This is a genomic window from Anaerolactibacter massiliensis (genome assembly GCF_900290205.1).
In the GTDB taxonomy this organism is placed as follows: domain Bacteria; phylum Bacillota_I; class Bacilli_A; order Erysipelotrichales; family Erysipelotrichaceae; genus Bulleidia; species Bulleidia intestinalis.
In genome coordinates this window covers 35,715-53,360 of the sequence record NZ_OLMH01000001.1, presented here as the reverse complement: position 1 = coordinate 53,360, position 17,646 = coordinate 35,715, and the positions used below count along the sequence as shown (strand labels likewise).

The 17,646-nt window shown below is 51.1% G+C and carries 14 protein-coding genes; 10 read left to right on the top strand and 4 right to left on the bottom strand.

Annotation, left to right across the window (positions count from 1 at the left end):
* Window positions 1–192: 192 nt before the first annotated feature.
* Complete coding sequence (locus C7E00_RS00305) at window positions 193–387, top strand: hypothetical protein (RefSeq protein ID WP_135358117.1); 195 nt, start codon at window positions 193–195, stop codon at window positions 385–387.
* Between the two features lie 60 nt (window positions 388–447).
* Here C7E00_RS00305 and C7E00_RS00300 read toward each other — a convergent pair whose 3' ends face one another.
* The gene (locus C7E00_RS00300) at window positions 448–3,588 is read right to left on the bottom strand and encodes a UvrD-helicase domain-containing protein (protein WP_167836402.1); all 3,141 of its coding nucleotides are present in this window, start codon (window positions 3,586–3,588) and stop codon (window positions 448–450) included.
* Window position 3,589: 1 nt separating this feature from the next.
* Complete coding sequence (locus C7E00_RS00295) at window positions 3,590–6,187, bottom strand: PD-(D/E)XK nuclease family protein (RefSeq protein WP_105302378.1); 2,598 nt, start codon at window positions 6,185–6,187, stop codon at window positions 3,590–3,592.
* Window positions 6,188–6,315: 128 nt separating this feature from the next.
* Here C7E00_RS00295 and C7E00_RS00290 point away from each other — a divergent pair, with 128 nt between their 5' ends.
* From C7E00_RS00290 to gap, 8 genes are all read left to right on the top strand, one after another.
* Complete coding sequence (locus C7E00_RS00290) at window positions 6,316–7,353, top strand: hypothetical protein (RefSeq protein ID WP_105302377.1); 1,038 nt, start codon at window positions 6,316–6,318, stop codon at window positions 7,351–7,353.
* A gap of 9 nt (window positions 7,354–7,362) precedes the next feature.
* Window positions 7,363–9,522 carry an AAA family ATPase gene (locus tag C7E00_RS00285; RefSeq protein WP_105302376.1) on the top strand — a complete coding sequence of 720 codons (2,160 nt, stop codon included), beginning with the start codon at window positions 7,363–7,365 and terminating at the stop codon, window positions 9,520–9,522.
* Between the two features lie 91 nt (window positions 9,523–9,613).
* Window positions 9,614–10,486, top strand: a complete 873-nt coding sequence (gene rapZ, locus C7E00_RS00280; RefSeq protein ID WP_105302375.1) for an RNase adapter RapZ — start codon at window positions 9,614–9,616, stop codon at window positions 10,484–10,486.
* Window positions 10,479–11,441, top strand: a complete 963-nt coding sequence (locus C7E00_RS00275) for a gluconeogenesis factor YvcK family protein (RefSeq protein ID WP_105302374.1) — start codon at window positions 10,479–10,481, stop codon at window positions 11,439–11,441. Before rapZ ends, C7E00_RS00275 begins: the two co-directional genes overlap by 8 nt.
* A complete protein-coding gene (gene whiA / locus C7E00_RS00270; RefSeq protein ID WP_105302373.1) occupies window positions 11,441–12,388 on the top strand; it encodes a DNA-binding protein WhiA in 948 nt (315 codons plus the stop codon). Before C7E00_RS00275 ends, whiA begins: the two co-directional genes overlap by 1 nt.
* The gene (locus tag C7E00_RS00265; RefSeq protein WP_105302372.1) at window positions 12,385–12,690 is read left to right on the top strand and encodes a hypothetical protein; all 306 of its coding nucleotides are present in this window, start codon (window positions 12,385–12,387) and stop codon (window positions 12,688–12,690) included. The genes whiA and C7E00_RS00265 overlap by 4 nt, the downstream gene beginning before the upstream one ends.
* Window positions 12,683–13,597: a GNAT family N-acetyltransferase gene (locus C7E00_RS00260; protein WP_105302371.1), complete on the top strand. Its 915-nt coding sequence runs from the start codon at window positions 12,683–12,685 to the stop codon at window positions 13,595–13,597. The genes C7E00_RS00265 and C7E00_RS00260 overlap by 8 nt, the downstream gene beginning before the upstream one ends.
* A gap of 154 nt (window positions 13,598–13,751) precedes the next feature.
* The gene (gene gap / locus C7E00_RS00255) at window positions 13,752–14,771 is read left to right on the top strand and encodes a type I glyceraldehyde-3-phosphate dehydrogenase (protein ID WP_105302370.1); all 1,020 of its coding nucleotides are present in this window, start codon (window positions 13,752–13,754) and stop codon (window positions 14,769–14,771) included.
* Between the two features lie 93 nt (window positions 14,772–14,864).
* Here gap and C7E00_RS00250 read toward each other — a convergent pair whose 3' ends face one another.
* Both C7E00_RS00250 and C7E00_RS00245 read right to left on the bottom strand, forming a co-directional pair.
* Window positions 14,865–15,788 (bottom strand): ribonuclease Z, encoded by a 924-nt coding sequence (locus tag C7E00_RS00250; RefSeq protein ID WP_105302369.1) that lies wholly within the window; start codon window positions 15,786–15,788, stop codon window positions 14,865–14,867.
* A gap of 72 nt (window positions 15,789–15,860) precedes the next feature.
* Entirely contained in the window at window positions 15,861–16,706 is an 846-nt protein-coding gene (locus C7E00_RS00245; protein WP_105302368.1) for a TraX family protein, read from the bottom strand.
* 242 nt (window positions 16,707–16,948) lie between these two features.
* On the opposite strand from C7E00_RS00245, the gene C7E00_RS00240 reads away from it, so the two are divergent.
* The gene (locus tag C7E00_RS00240; protein ID WP_105302367.1) at window positions 16,949–17,620 is read left to right on the top strand and encodes a hypothetical protein; all 672 of its coding nucleotides are present in this window, start codon (window positions 16,949–16,951) and stop codon (window positions 17,618–17,620) included.
* Window positions 17,621–17,646 lie beyond the last annotated feature (26 nt).

Here is a 17,646-nt window from a genome sequence, read left to right as displayed (position 1 = left end):
CATTCTGAACCAGATCTCATTCTGTTCAGAATGCTTTTTTCTTTCCGCCTTTTTCTGGTACCCTTCTTAAAAACATGAAAACGCTTTAATTAAGAATGTTCAGAATGCGTGCAAAAGAAATTTTCTTTGATTATAATACCAACGCATTGATGAAACATCCCGTTTTTCCAATGCAGAAGGAGGGTGAGCGAAGTGTATATCACGAAACAGGCAAAAGATATCCTGAAGGAACATGGAATCACCAGAAAGACTCTGGACGAATACTCCGTTTCTCAGCTGAAACAGCTTGGACTTACCGCGATCGATGCTCGCAGCTGTCCCAGTTCTGCAGTTGCCCTTGTCGCAGATGGCGAGGACATCATCCATTGTTCGCTGACATCATTCTGAGATACAGAAAAGATGATGGCAACCCTTTATCGAGTGAAGGGAACCATCATCTTTTGTGTTTCAGACAATTTCTACTTCATGTTTCTGCGGCAGGCTCCAGAGATATGCAGTGATTCTCTTTTCCGGATACAGGATCTCCAGAGCAGAACGATACGCATCAATCTGTTCCTGGTACCGATCCTTAAGTGCAGCATCAGAAATCCGGTCTGTCTTGAAGTCAATCAGAATCACATCAGCATCGCTGATTGCGATGAAGTCCATCGTACCATGGAGACAGAACTTATCTCTTTCGATATAGAACGGATACTCTTTATGAATCTCCATAGTCAGCGCTTTCTGATACAGTGCTGAATTTCCGAAGGCAAGCACCATCCTGCACGCATCTTCATCAAGCCCGGTATCCTTCAGATCCTCCATGGTCCAGATGCGGTCCGGCAGCTGTTCAATCACTTCATGAACCTCTGTTCCGAATGATCTGCCGCGCACATGGTCCTCTTCTTCCAGGTCAGGCAATCCGGAAACTTCTCTGCTGGAAGGAGTGATCCAGACCTTCTCTTCCGGAAAGTCTCCCTGATAAGAAGGAAGACGTTCTGCATAAGCAGAACCAGAAGAATGAGCTGGTTTGATCTTCTCCGGAACCGTCTGTTCAATATGGAATAATTCTGATTCTCCGAGGGCAGACAGGATCAATCCCGTCATGCCATGACGTCTTGCAAGCACGGAAGCAGTAATCGGCTCCGGATCAATCGTCTTCTTCACCACATCGACGATGAACAGCCGTTCTTCTGCTCTGGTCAATGCAACATAGAGCAGTCTCGTGAACTCTTCGAGATCTTCCAGATCACCTTTATGACTGATCGCAATCTCCTGAATCGTCGGCCGCTCTGCATTCCAGAACGGTACCCGGTATTTCATGCCGAGATACAGACTGTCATCAGCGAGAACGGGGGAACTCTTATCCCGGAACAGATTCTGCGACGTGCTCCACAGGAACACAATCCGATACTGAAGTCCCTTGGATTGATGAATCGTCGTTACGAGAACGACATCATCATCGCTGCCATGGGACATCGCTTCCGAAGACTTCTCTTCCTGACTCGCTTCCATCAGGTCGATGAAATCGCGGAGACTCTGAGGCTGCTGAGCAGCAGTCTGTTCAGATAGATAATCGAAGTTCGCTTTCTGACTGTCCGGAAGCCGTTCGAAGAAATCATGCCGAAGCGCAATCTCATCCAGCATTGCAGAGATTCCTCTCTGCCTTGCAATTTCTCTCAGTTCCTGTGACTCTTCCAGAATTTCCGGATGCAGCGCTTTAACTCCCTCTGTGAATGAAGGATGTCCGATCTTCATCCTGGCAAGCTCTTCATCTTCCATTGCATAGAACGAAGAGGTGCATACCGCCGCAAGCGACACGGAATCCGAAGGATCGCACATCAGCCTGCACATCGCAAGAATCGTCTGACAGAGCTCAGACTGGAAAAAACCTTCTCTTGCGTCGATGTCATACGGAATCCCGGCCTGATCAAATACCGATCGGAGATACCGCTTATCGCCATGACTCCTGACCAGCACAGCAAAATTCCGGAACTTCAGACTCGGATCTTTCTGCTTCATCTCCAGAATCTTTCCGGCAATCCACGAAGCCTTGAGCTCCTTGGAACCAGGCGTCTCTTCACCTTCCATCACTTCTGGAGAAAGAATCTCTTCAAAGACCACCGGAACCGGAGCAGGCTCTTCCTGTGCACTTCTTCCGATCGTCACATGATCTTCCTCTGCATACCGATCCTTCAGACCAGGTACATTCATCAGCCGTTCAAACAGCAGATTCGTGAATCTCACGATGCTGTCCTTCGAACGGTAATTATGTCTTAACGTGATTCTTCTGATCTCCGGCTTCTCCATGAGGCCCCGCATCAGCTCCGGCTTTGCCTGACGGAACCGGTAGATCGACTGTTTCACATCGCCGACCCGGAACACATTATCCGGTTTCGCAATCTTCTCGAGGATCAGATTCTGCAGCTCACTCGTATCCTGGAACTCATCGATCATGATCTCATCCAAGGAATCCCGGATGGCAGAAGCAGCTGCACCATCATTGGCTTCCAGGATATTCAGCGCGAATCTCTCCATATCGGAGAAATCCATGCACGCATGATATCTCTTGATCTCTGCAAACTTCTGATGAGAAAGCTCAGCCAGCTCGCAGAGACTGTGACAGATCGGATCCATCTGCGCCGCATCCTGGATGAATGTCTTCTCATCATACCGGAGAGAAATCATCTCCTTGAGCGTCGCTTCCATATGATCCCTTGCTGCGGTATATTTCTCTGCCTTTTTATCGGCAGTCGTCTTTCTCGCTGCCAGCTCATCGAGCCGGAGACAGAAGCCGCTGTAATTGCGATGATCCAGTTCCTGCATGCAGGCTTCCAGGGCATTGCGCTTTTCATCAATGAGCTCCGGTTTCACTTTTTCAGAATCCAGTGCTGTCCGGCTCATGACATTCAGGTCATCCTGAATGCTGAGACAATCCTGCTTCCACTGATCGAAGAAGAAATCAAGAATTCCTTCCGGGAAGTCTTGGAACTTCGTGACTGGCGTATAAGACATCGCCGCATGATGAAACCATTCATCCGGATCAATACTTGAGTCCGCATGTGCACACAGCGTATTCACGATGCCATGCAGCTCCTCATAATCTTCACTGCGCGGGCTGAACGCCTTCAGCATCGTCAGCAGTTCTTCATGATGTGCATGATCATATTCTTTCAGCGCGGACGTCCAGGCTTCCTGCTCCATCGAAGTCTTCGTTCCTTCCGAAAGAATATTCGCAGCCGTTGCCGGATCAAGACCGATCACGCTGTAATATTTCCTGATGATGGAGAGACAGTAGCTGTCAATCGTCGTGATGCTGGCATTCTCCAGTTCCACCAGCTGCTGATTCAGATATGCATTCTGTTCCGGATCCGTTTCCTTCTGTGCCTTTTCGTGCAGCCCTGCCGCAAGCCGCTTCTTCATCTCGGCAGCCGCCGCAGATGTGAACGTCAGGGCAAGGATTCTCGAAAGGGGAACATGATCTTCCGTGCACCGCTTCAGAAGCCGTGCAACCAGAACACCGGTCTTTCCGGCACCGGCACTGGCCGAGACCAGGATACTGGTACCAGTCGTGGCAATCGCTTCCGACTGCTGTTCATCAAACGTCATCTCAGCCATTCTCCTTTCCGATCTTCAGCTCCGTATCCTGCATGACCAGCGGAACCGGGACTCTGAAATCTCCCTGGAACCTGCAGATGCACCGATACCTGCAGAACATGCATGCATTCTCTGCCGGCGACAGCTCGATCGAGCCATCCAGCAGATGGTTCCTGAAATAGTCATATACCTCTTCCATGCATTTCTCACTCAGGCCGAAGTCATAGAACGTCTTCGTTCCGGATACGATATGCGTCTCTGACGCATCAAGCTCAGTCATATGTTCTCTGTCAAACGTCCATCCAGCCATCCTGCGCACATTGAGAAACTGCTTCTTCAGCGATTCTTCATCCATCATCGTCTCCGTGATGGCTCCTCTGGAGAGCTTCGCAGCAGAGAGCGGATACGTGCAAGGCTTCAGCGAGAAATAATAAGCCCCGCCAGGAATCTGATGCCGGTATTTTCTGGCAATGATGAGATATGTCAGCAGCTGCAGCTGCATTCCTGCTTTGACCTTCTTCTCGTTCAGCGTTTTGTCAGAAGACTTGTAGTCGACGATCCGCATCAGGTTTCCGCATGTATCGATACGATCGATGATCCCGCGCAGCTCGATGCCCGGAATAATCTCATCCGCAAAGGCATGTTCTTCTTCTGCGGGCACATAGCTGGTATTGGCTTCCATGTCTTTCAAGAAGCAGAATGACTGCTTCAGATTTTCCATCATGCGAGCTTCACTCAGACTGAGTTCTTCCTCGGAATGCGGATATGCAGTCTTCAGTGCTTCATAATACGGATGCAGAATCTGCGCAATCTCTTCTTCTGAGATCTCTGCATAGTTCTTTCCGTATCGCTTCACGGAATGCTCCAGCACCGCATGCTGAATCGTTCCGGTCCCTGCCGAATCACGATCCGTCAGCCTTAAAGGTCTGACCTTCAGCCCGCTCTCAATGAAATAAGAATATGGACATGCAAACCAGCGCTCAATCGAAGAAATCGATCCATGGATTTTTTCGTCTTGTTCAAACAGCGCGGCTGCAGTATCCGGACTCAGCTCATGCTTGCCAGGCTGTGCCGGCTTCAGAACTTCAAGCTTCCATCTGAGTGCACTGTGCTTGGGAAACATGGATTCAATCTCAAACGCCAGCTCGATGCCTCTGCCCTGGTAATCATTGGTCGGGCAGGAGAAATACACATGTTCTCTGGCACTGTGCATGACCCATTCCAGCTGGCTGCTGTAGGCATCATGCCGCTGCTCCATGGACGGATACTGCTTCAGGCAGCTCACATACGATTCATCGAACAGACCCTTGCACACCGGAAATCCCGGCCAGTTCTGCCCGGAACATCCTGCCACGTACGTATTCTCGGCAATCCGGACCGGATGCGTCTGATCCGTGACCATGCAGAAATCCTGCGGCTTTCCGGATTCCGAATCCTGGATGGATTCCATGAGTTCAATGACAAACGACAGATCTGCTTCGCTCTGAACATCCGGAAGCACTTCCTGCAGAAGCTCCATGATCGAACGGGCAGCCTGCAGCTCCGGGCTGCTGTTCAGAAACGGACTTCTCTTCATGACCGCATAAGCAGCTTTCAGTATCTCTTTCGGGCTGTCCGCCTGCTTCAGCAGCTGCAGTTCTTCCTCAATCGTTCTGAAATATGCAGCAACCTGCTTCTGCTTGTCTGCGTAGTAAGGAGCGTCTTTCGAAAGGGGACTGTTCTGCAGAGCTTCTGCAATGCCACTGGGTGCTTCCGGATCTGTCATGGTCTGTCTCAGGAATGGATAAAGAGAATCCGGGCAGAACGAAGGGAACGCATCAATCCGGAACATCTCCAGGAGAGAAGAAACATCTTTCTTCCATGCAAAGCGGGCAGCCGCCGCAAAGATCTTCGGAATATGAAGTTCCGTATTTTCCTTCACAGCTGACCATGGAATGCCGTATCGCATGAATACCTGCTTCAGCACAGGCAGCTGCGTGCTGTAAGATGCCAGGATGATCGTGCATGACACATTTTTCCGGCAGATATCCTGGGCAATGGATTCCAGTTCCTGGCGGGCATTGAGTGCATAGCAGAGAGAAAGGGAAGGAGAAGGCTGCTCTTCTTTCACGACCGGAATGCCACTCTGTTTCAGATCCCTGCGGAAGGCATAGCTGAAATAGTCTGTCTCAAACGCAGGATACAGAGAAAGATTCTCAATCGCGGAAATCTGTTCCAGGTATTGTTTCCGATTCTTTCCATATTCCTTCTCCTTCATCGGAAGACGCATGATCAGAGCCAGGATGCGGGAAAGCTCTGCTTCGGAAGGATTCCGCTTCGGAAGGTCCTCGACCGGAATCTGGTACAGGGCAAGCTGGCGGGCAAAGGATACAACCTCTTCTGAAAAGGCAGGAAAAGCAAACATGTTCCGGAACAGCGGAAACTCGGAGGCATGCTCCTGAAGCAGGCGCGCAGCAGAGAATAAGGCGGCGGCCCGGTTCTCTTCTCCTTCTGTCTTCATGAGGTCAGAGAGAGAAACCATCCGGATATCGGTCACGATGCCTTGATTCTTCTTTGCGAGCTCATGATAAATCTGATCTTTCTGATAAGAACTGCAGAGAATTGTCTTCATGACCTCATTATAGCTGATCTTTGATCAGGCAAAGAACCCGGTGGAGTACTGTGCACACAAGATCGCTCTGATCTGGCAGGATTCAGCACCTATTCCTTATGCTATAATCAAAGCCACGAGGTGCAGCGATGAGACGTAGGTCTTCAGGAAATTTCTGGTGGGTCTTCCTGTTTTTTATCTTTTTTGCTAATTCAGATGCCTTCGCTACTTTATTTCTTCTTGCCATTGCGGCGGTCGTCGGCTATCTGCTCTACAGATCCGTGAAAAGCAGCGAAACAAACACGCATACGAATCCCCGCGCTTCTGGAAGAAGGAGTACCGTCAGACGCTATGGCATGTCTGATTCTTCTCATTCTTCCGACCAGAAGGCATGGGTAAATTCCTGGCTTCTGAAGCAGTATCGGAATGGCATCAATCCGGTCCGGGTTTCTACTTCCGGCGGCCATACGATCACGCTGACGATGAAAAGCGAGCGGTTCACGAACCTGGATGCCCTGGAAACAGACTGCGACGGACATTATTTTCGTTCGGTCGCCAGCTTCCGCCAGAAATACCCGGCGCTTTACAATGAGATGTTTGACAGCCTTCTGGCTGCGGCAAAAGAAGACGGAAAAGTCCGCAATCCGGATGTGGTAGATGCAGAATACACGGAACGCACCGAAACAATGAAAGAGGAACCGAAGCCTCAGCAGAATGCGAAGAAAGCAGGATCGGCAGCTTTGAGCGATGCAGAATCCTTCCGGGAAACCATCAATGATCTGAATGATGCCATTCCGGATGAAGAGATTTCCAACTCTCTGTATGAAACGACTTCTCTTCTGAAGCAGCTTAGCGATCTTGAGAAACGCTTCCCGGATCAGAAGCCGCGTCTCAACAAGCTGTACAAGACGTATCTTCCGTACCTGGTTGAGATCCTGAACCAGTACAAGACGCTTCAGCACGTGGAGACAGATGCGAACTACAAGGAAAACGAAGAGAACCTCAAGAAGACCATCGGCCATATCAATGCGGCCATGCGGGATCATCTGATTCCGAGCATGTCCGAGAGCGATTCCATCAATCTTTCCGCTGATATGTCAACCCTGGAAGCCATGCTCAGGAAAGACGGCATGACCGCAGACGATGATATTCAGCAGGCAATGCGCAAAGAACGTACCGGCAGTTAAGGAGCAGATATGAGCAGGGAGACAAAAGACGAAGAGAAAGCCAGGCTGATGCGGGAAATCCTCGAGAAACGGAAGAACAGCCAGACCACAGATCAGGAACCTATTACCCTGACCACGGGAAGCGGTCAGAAAACCGAGCCGGAATCTTCTTCTTCCGCACTCGCGTCCATGCTGAACAGTGCGGCCGATACGACCAATGACATGCTGAGATACGCAGACGATGCCTTTGCGCAGCTGCGCAAGGTGCTGAATGGCCAGCAGAAGGAGCTCGATGAGCTTTCCAGGCAGAATGGACTTTCTGCAAAACCCGGCTATACCAGCAAGGACATGGAACAGATGCAGAAAGACATGCAGGAAGAATATCATCTGAGCAATGAAGAAGTAAACGCGAGGATGCCGGTGAAGAACCTCGACAGCGAGAAGGTATTCACGGAGATCTATCACGAACTCGATGCGGCAGTCGTCGGCCAGGACGATGCCCTCCACGCTGCCTGTGCAGCCTTCCGCCGCCCTTATGTCATGGGCGAGGAACCAGGCAAGCCGAAGAATGTCATCCTCGTCACCGGACCGGTCGGCAGCGGCCGCCATACGATGATCCGCCAGATGGCAGAATCCATGTACCAGCATCAGGCCATTGAAAGCAATGAAGTCCGCACGCTGGATCTCAGCCTCTATACCGGCAGTGCCCAGGAACCGATCTTCTTGCAGGATCTGTATCAGAGTCTTTCTTCGAAGAGCGCCATCATCTGCTTCGAGAACTTCGAGAGTGCCTATCCGAAATTCCGCGACTATGTCAGAGCCCTTGCTGTAGATGGCAAGTGCATCCTGACCAAGCGCTATGTGCTGAACAAAGGAATTCTCGTGGAAACGCAGACAGGCTTGGTGAAAAATGCGATTGATTCCTTCTCGGCAGAAGGAAAATATCTGGTCTTCCTCACCACCCGCGGAGTCAAAGCAGCTCAGGATGCCTTCGGCGCAGACTTCCTCTATCATGTGCTCGATATCATTTCATTTACCGCGATGACCGAGGCAGATGCGAAGGAGTATGTCAGTCTGTGCCTGAAGAATCTCACCAACAAAGCGAAGAAGAATCTGAAGCTGTCCCTGACTGCCGAAGACTCCTTCGGAGAATGGGTGATTGCCCATTACGACAAGAGCCGCGGTGCCGATGCAATCATGGGCATGTTCGAGGATTATTACATCTCTCTCTCGGAAGCATCTCTTTCCGGAAAGTATCCGGGAGAAAGTGCATTATTAACCATTCAGGACGACGTTCCCGTCGCTCTGATTTCCGGGAAGGCAGCAAAGCTTTCCCGCTCGAAGACAAGCAGCGAAGAGATCGCTGCCGTCAACAAGGAACTGGATGCGATTGTCGGCCTGGAGCCGATCAAGGAGTACATCCGTTCTCTGCAGGCTCATCTGCAGGTCCAGGAACTGCGCAGACAGCAGGGCTTAAAGACTTCGGAAGTCTCCAAGCATATGATCTTCACCGGCAACCCGGGCACCGGCAAGACGACCATTGCCCGCTTGATCAGCCGCTACATGAAAGCCATCGGCGCGCTGAGCCAGGGCCAGCTGGTCGAAGTGACCCGCAAGGATCTGGTTGCTCAGTATGTCGGCCAGACGGCTCCGCAGACGATGTCAGTTATCCGCAGTGCCTTAGGCGGCGTGCTCTTCATCGATGAAGCATATTCGCTGTACCGCGGCAAGGATGATTCGTTCGGACTTGAAGCAATCGATACGATTGTCAAAGCCATGGAAGACAACCGCGAGAATCTGATCGTGATCCTGGCTGGCTACAAGAAAGAGATGTCCACATTCCTCGAAGCCAACAGCGGTCTGCGCAGCCGCTTCCCGAACATCATCGATTTCCCGGACTATACGGGAGAAGAGCTGCTGAAGATCGCAGAGATCCAGGCAGAGGGCAAAGGATTCACCATCACGGAAGAAGCAGAACAGCCATTGCTGGATTTCTTCAATGAAGTACAGTCCATCAACGCAGCGGAAGCAGGCAACGGACGCCTGGCCCGCAATACGATTGAAAAAGCAATTCTGAAGCAGTCCGAACGCCTCGTGAAACACCCGGGCGATAATCTCAGCGAGCTGAGAAAAGAAGACTTCGACTTCACGATCACTGTGAAGCCGGCCGAAGAAACAGATTCATTCTGAATGCATGCACCTCCTCAGGGGGTGCATTTCTTCTATTCCGGTCAGGTGAATGTGCTTGTGCTAGAATACTTCTGAAGAGCGAAGGACAGTTATGGAAAAGACGAAACGCGTCATTCTGGTCAGCGGCATGAGCGGGGCAGGCAAAAGCACTGCAACCCGGATTCTCGAGGATATGGGCTACCACATCATCGATAATTTTCCTGTGCAGCTGCTGAGCCTTCTGGTCGATATGATCGAAAACAGCACCGATCCCCGCTACAGCTATATTGCTCTATCTACTTCGGCAGAAGACTTCCCGGCATTTCTGAGAGGAATTAAAGGAGAAGGCATCGAGGTGCGCGTGCTGTTTCTGGATGCCAGCGATACCGTGCTGATCCACCGCTACAAGAGTACCCGCAGAACCCATCCGATGCTGCTGAGCAATACGGCAAACACACTGGAAGAAGCCATCGGCGTAGAGCGTACGATGCTCAGCAAGGTCATCAATAATTCGTTTGTCACCATCGACACCTCATTCCTGACCGAAAAGGAAATGAAGAATACGCTGAACCAGTATTTTGCCAAGGGCGCAGCTCCTTCGTTTTCCATTTCCTTTATTTCCTTCGGCTACAAATACGGGGTTCCGATGGATGCCGATCTGATGATCGACGTCCGCTTCCTGCCCAACCCGTTCTGGGTTCCGGAACTCAGACCATATTCCGGCAATGACAAATGCGTCTATGACTATGTCATGGAGAAACCAGAAACGAAGGAATTCCTGAAGCGCCTGCTTTCCTTCATGGACTATTCCTTCAAGGAATATGTCAAAGAAGGAAAGAACCATTTCACGGTAGCCATCGGCTGCACTGGCGGCCAGCATCGCTCCGTTGCGATCACCAACTTCCTTTATGATCACTACAGAAATACCTATCATTCCTATAAGCAGCACCGGGATGAAAAGAAATGGATAACCGTAAATGAGTAAGAAGAAACGCATTGTCATCATCGGCGGCGGCCATGGCCAGTCCACGATCTGCCGCGGGGTCAAGAACATCCGCAATGCGGATATCACCGCAATCGTCACCGTCGCAGATGACGGCGGCAGCACCGGCCGTCTGAGACGGCAGTTTCATATTCCCGCCATGGGCGATATCCGCAATGTCATGACCGCTCTGGCAGAATCCGAGACCCTGCTCACCAATCTCATGAACTATCGCTTTGAAGATCCGGACGGAACCGGCGAAGACGTGCAGGGACATAATCTCGGCAACCTGATTCTGACTGCCCTCACCCAGCAGTGCGGTTCCTTCATGGAAGCGATCCAGATGATCGGCAAGGTCCTGAATGTCAGAGGCACAATCATTCCTGCCACCACCGAAGTCATCTCTCTCTATGCACGCATGGATGACGGCGTCATCGTCAAAGGCGAAGCCAACATTCCGGATGTGAGCAACCATATCCGGAAGGTCTTCTATGACAAGAAAGTCACCGCAACTCCGGAAGCAGTCGAAGCGATCCGGAAAGCAGATCTGATTCTGTACGGCATCGGCTCGGTCTATACGAGCATCCTTCCGAATGTGATCATTCCGGAAATCCAGGAAGCCCTGAAAGAAACGAAAGCCAACCGGATCTACTGCTGCAATGCCATGACCCAGCCAGGCGAAACCGACGGCTACAGCCTCGAAGACCATGTGCAAGCCCTGCTGGACCACGGGGCTCCGGTTGATGCCGTACTATATGCCAGCGACAAGCTGCCTGAAGAAAGCATCGAACGCTACGAGAAACAGGGAAGCACCCCGGTGAAAATCCGTTCCCGCAAGCATCCCTACAAGATCTACCGGCGTCATATGCTGCGATTTGATGATGGCCTGATCCGCCATGATCCGGTTAAAATACAGAAAGCAGTAGAATCACTGAAAGATAAAAAGAGAGAAGACTGATGTCATTTACACAGGATGTAAAGCAGGAAGTATCCCTGCGCAGAATCACAGGCGATGAAGAACGCGCAGAACTTTCTGCGCTGATTCAGATGACTTCCTCGCTCTCCATCTCCAGTCAGGGCATGTGCATTCTGGTCACGACTGAAAACGCCGCTGTCTCCAGAGCTATCTTCCGGATGATGAAAGAATGCTGGGACGTCGATATCGAACCAGGCGTGCGCAGAAGAATGAACCTGAACAAGAATCTGATCTACAACCTCCGGGTATACGGCAACGTGACGCAGATTCTCAAAGACCTCGGCATCTACTCTGCAAGAGGCCTGCTCGACAAGCCGCTGCAGAAGATCGTTCAGAAGGATTCGTGTGCCCGGGCTTATCTGGCCGGGGCCTTCATGGCCGACGGCAGCGTCAACAGCCCCGGCACCACGAACTACCATCTGGAAATCAAAGCCGCCAACGAAGCCCATGCCGGCTTTCTCATTGAGCTGCTGTCGAGGTTCTACATCAATGCCCGCCAGGTCGAACGCCGCGGCAAATATGTCGTCTATGTCAAAGCAGCTGAGAAGATCGCCGACTTTCTGCGCTGCATCGGCGCTGAACAATGTCTGCTCGAATTCGAGAATGAACGGATTTCCAGAGACTTCGCCAACAACGTGCAGCGGCTCAACAACGTCGACGTCGCCAATGAAGTGAAGTCCATGAAAGCTGCCAACAGTCAGCTCGAGGACATCAGGGTCCTCGAAGAAGCAGGAAAGATCACTTCCCTGGATCCGAAGATCCGTGACATCGTCCAGCTGCGCAAGGAAAACCCCGAAGCCACTCTGAACGAGCTGGCTGAGAAATACCGGTCCATGACCGGAATCGTCGTATCCAAATCAGGCATGAAGCACCGCTTCGTAAAGCTTCATGAACTCGCTGAAAAAGAGAAGGGAGAACAGACCCTATGAACCCGAACCGGAGCACGCTCTACCGCATTCTCTATATTGCCGCCCTGGTTGCTGTGGCTTGTTTTGCAGTCCGCTACCTCTGGCCAGTTCTGCTGATCGGAGCAGTTCTGATCGCACTCCGGGTCCTGCAGACCCGCCGCATGACGAAAAACGCAGAGGAAGAAGCGAAAAAGATGATGAGGGACAATGATATTTCTTCATGGCAGGATGATCTGTTTCGCTCCCAGGCCGACCGCATGCAGCAGAGTGATATCATAGATGCGGAATATACGGAGCAAAAAGAGGATTCAGATCATGATTGAACAGGGAAATCCATCGCTCACCGGCGGCATCCGCGATTGCTGGAAAAAGAGCTTCACGCTGGAAGATCCGCGCTTCACGGACTACTTCTTCCGCAATGTGTTCCGCCCGGAATATGCCTATGCTGATGTGGAGAACGGCAGAGTAGCAGGATCCGTCATGCGCATTCCGCATGCGGTGATCTTCAACGGCAGAGTGCTTCAGGAAAGCATGATCAGCCGGGCCTGCACGCTTCCGGATTTCCGGAACCAGGGTATCATGCATGATCTGATGGAAACCGTCATCGATGCATGCTCGCATACTGAGCTCATCACCCTGATGCCCGCCGATCAGAACAAGAACGGCAGTCAGTGGGGCTTTGAACCAGTTGCCTGGCGTACGGATTACCTGCTTACCCGGGAAGATGTCAAGCGCATCACGAACTTCGGCTGTGCTTTTGAACCATCGCCATTGGATATGCTGCGGGTATACAGCGCCTACATCCGCCGCTTCAACGGCTTCTATGCAAGAGACCTGGAATACTTCGTGCGCTACAAGAAAGAAATCAATGCCCGCGGCGGCAAGATCGTCGCCTACTACGATGCCAGAAATGTCATCCAGGGCTATGCTGCGATCCTGATCCGCGGCCGCGAGGCAGTGGTCGAAGAATGCGTATACCTGAATTCCATCGCGCTGAACAAAGTGCTCAACGCTGCTCTGCAGGAACGTTCTTCCGTGCATCTGCATACTTCGAAAGCAGAGAATCTCTCTTCGCTGTTCCCGAATGCGGCCCACGAAGATTATCCTTCCACGCTGGCCAGGCTGAATGACCCGGAACTCTTCTCACGACTCTTCAATGCTGACGTGAAGACCGTTCAGGATGCCTTTGCCCTGAGCCGGAAGCCGCTTAACCTCAGCGAGTCCATGTGATCTGAGCCCGATCCGCAGCAGACCGGGCTTTTCCTTTCCGGAAGTACTCGAAAACCCGGAAATGTCCATTGATTATGCAGGTTTTCACAATTGACTATCCCATGCCTTAACCTTATAATTTCTTTGCAACATAGAGGAGGTCATAAATACTGACATGACAGATGTAAGAGTTGCGATTAACGGTTTTGGACGTATCGGTCGTCTTGCTTTCAGACAGATGTTTGTCTCCGAAGGTTATGAGGTTGTTGCAATCAACGATCTGACTACACCTTCCATGCTGGCTTATCTGCTGAAGCATGACACAACTCACGGCAAGTGGGACCATGAGATTTCCGCTGACGATGAGAAGGGCACAATTACAGTAGACGGCAAGGAAATCACCATCTACAAGGAAAAGGATGCTGCTAACCTGCCTTGGGGCAAGCTGGACATCGATGTAGTTCTGGAGTGCACTGGCTTCTATACCTCCAAGGAGAAGTCCATGGCTCACATCAATGCTGGTGCTAAGAAGGTTGTCATTTCCGCTCCTGCAGGAAAGGATCTGAAGACCATCGTTTACAGCGTCAACGAAAAGACACTGACTGCTGAGGACAAGATCATCTCCGCAGCTTCCTGCACCACGAACTGCCTGGCTCCGATGGCTAAGACTCTGAACGACACATATCCGATTCAGTCCGGCATTATGTGCACCGTTCACGCTTACACCGGCGATCAGATGGTTCTTGATGGACCGCAGAGAAAGGGCAACCTCCGTCGTTCCCGTGCTGCAGCATGCAACATTGTTCCGGCTTCCTCCGGTGCAGCTAAGGCAATCGGTCTGGTTCTTCCGGAACTCGATGGCAAGCTGATCGGCGCTGCTCAGCGTGTACCGACCCCTACAGGATCCACCACTCTGCTGTTCGCAGTTGTCAAGGGACAGGATGTCACTGCAGATAAGATCAACGCTGCTATGAAGGCTGCTGCTTCTGACTCCTTCGCTTACAACGAAGAGGATATCGTTTCTTCCGATATCATCGATGAGACCCATGGTTCCATCTTCGATGCTACTCAGACCATGGTTCTGAAGATCGACGACAACACCTATGAAGTACAGGTCGTCTCCTGGTATGACAATGAGAACTCCTACACTTCTCAGATGGTTCGTACCATCAAGTACTTCGCTAACGTCAAGTAATTGATCTGAAGGCAGAAAAACAGAGCCGGGCTTAAACCTGACTCTGTTTTTTTCATGCATGCATAAAATAACGAGGATGGTGATGTGCCATCCTTATTCTGTTTCATCTCTGAAGTTCAGCGTGATTTTCTTTCCGTTCTCGCCAAGCTCCGTTTCCGGGAAGATTGCTCTCGCTGCTTCCAGGCCTTCCTCCGGATGCGACTCCGCAGGACTGAAGTGCGTCAGCCAGAGCTTCTTCACGCCTGCCTCTTTCGCCAGCTGGGCAGCCTGCGTGAATACCATATGCTTCTTGATCTCCGCAGCCTCCGCTCTCTCTGCATCGGCATACATGCCTTCGCAGATGAAGAGGTCAGAACCCTTCGCAGCCAGAACGATCGAATCGCATACGGTCGTATCCGTGCAGTAAGTTACTTTCAGTCCTCTTCTTGCACTGCCCATCACCTGATCCGGGGTAAATGTCTTCCCATCTTCGGTAACAGAAGTTCCTTTCTGCAGGATATTCCAGAACTTCAGCGGAATCTGCAGGGCAGCAGCCTTTGCTGCATCGAATTTTCCAGCCCGGTCCAGAGCCAGGGAATACCCGTAGCAGGGAACGCTGTGATGAACCGCAAACGCATGAATATGAAGCGGGGAATCTTTTTCGAAATCAAACGAAGCAGAATTGCCGGAAAGCTCAATGCCGCTCAGATCAAACGGGAAACCAGCGACAATGCATAAGCTGTTCACGACTTCCGTGAGCCGCTTCGGCCCGGCAATGGTAACCGGAGCAGTCCGCCCGGACATGCCCATCGACATCAGCAGTCCCGGGAGTCCGAGAATATGATCGCCATGGTAATGCGTGATCAGGATCAGATCGATATCATGCGGACTGATGCCGGCAGAAGCCATCGCAATCTGGGTCCCTTCCCCGCAGTCAATCAGAATGCCGTGCCCATTGTATCGGATATATAAAGAAGTAAGCCACCTTCCGGGAAGCGGCTTTGTGCCCCCGCATCCCAGCAGACAGAGATCAAGCATGATGAAGTTCCTTTCTGCAGACAGTATACCGCAACCGGAAGATCATCACCCACCTGCACACCCGTACTTTCTTCAGGAAAGGAACAGAACCCCGATCAGATAGATCGCATACACATGAAGGGGATAATAGAGATAGAAGAAGTACTTCATTCCTCTGCCTTTCTTTCCGCTGTAAAGCAGAATCGGGATCAGCGCAAAGATCATCATCCACTGATTGTTCGTCTGGAATGTCCCGGACACAATCAGATAGGCGATATAGAGACCGCAGAAGATCACGTAGAACCATGCGGTCTTTTTACGGCTTCCGAAGGTGAGGTAGAACCCGATGCCGAGCAGAATCCACATCACGCCTCCCTCGGGCAGAAACGGCGTCGGGAGAAACGTCAGCACCAGTCTCAGAGCAGGGGTGAACCACCCGGTATCATAGATGGCCGGATTTCCAAGCAGAAGAAGAATCCCTGCTCCGAGAAGCCATGGCAGAAGGGTCATCAGAAGACTGATTCCCCGGTGAGCATCTCTCTGCTTCTTTTCCGAGACGAAGCGCTCTGCCCAGGATACTTCCCAGGTGATCAGAAAGAAGGTCTGGAAGATGCCATTGTCCAGAAACGGAATGCTGGTATTCGCCGCAAAATGATCTGATATCAGCCCGTTAACGACCTCCATGCCGGCTCCGAGCACATACAGCCTCAGCATCATCTTCTTCCGGTCATGGGTATAATGCATGCCGCAGCCATGCACAAACAGAAAGATCGGTGCAGACAGTCTGCCCGCCATCCGGAACCATTCCGGAACCGGAAGCACATAGCCCCAGTAATATCCGATATGATCCAGGGTCATCAGGATCAGCGCAATCAGCTTCAGATCAAAGCTGGTCAGTCCCTTTTTTCCTGTCTCAGCGTTCATAGAAATATCTGTCATTTCAAGTTCCTCAGGCAAGTACTTACTGTATTAGTGTACTAGTACAGAAATATATTTAGAACAGAAGCTTCTGTCAACAGAAATCCGGAGAAATCGCAGAAACATGCATGGTTCATGCCTATAAGTACCCTATGTAACAAATGAAAATAATAGAAGAAAATGAAAATAGTTAGAAATCCAACTAATTCCCGGTTCATTGACAGACTTTTTCCGGATGGTAAAATAAACCGTGAACACTGATTATGAAGATGATGAAACGGATTGCAGGAGTGCTTGGAAGTGCACTTATTTATATCAGTTCCGCCGGCTTTACCAGCAGCTCCTTCAGCCTGGCAAAATTGCAGAACTATTATAAGGAATTCAAATCTACTCCGATTGAAGTCGCCAGCAGCAGCTCCATCAAGACCTATGAGGACTACCGCGGCATCACGGCCGTCGGCAGTGCACAGTATCAGTATATTCACAACCATATGACCGTCGATCAGACGACAGGCCTCCTGTATGATGAAGACGGCTTCATCGGGGTCGCCCTCGGATACAACTTCGGGGATATCGGTACGCGTTATTACTTTGAACTCGATACTGGCATCACGATTCCGGTCGTGAAGGTTGATGCGAAAGCAGCGGTCGATGCCAGCGACGGATGGACAGCCAATTCCAATGGCAGCGTGCTGGAATTCGTCATCGACTCCGATATCGCAACGAGCTACTTCGGCGGCACGAACGGACTTGCATCGAGCGGCAACTTCAATAACTATGAATACCTGAAGGGCAATATCGTCGGCATCGAGCTTGTCTCGGATGAGAAGGCAGATGATGGCTCCATCGTCTATGAAACCAGGCAGACAGCCAGCGTCAAGAGCGACGAAGACAGCGATCACATTCAGGTTGTTCAGGGCGGATACAGCGACTGAACCTAATCATGAAATCCATAGATCTG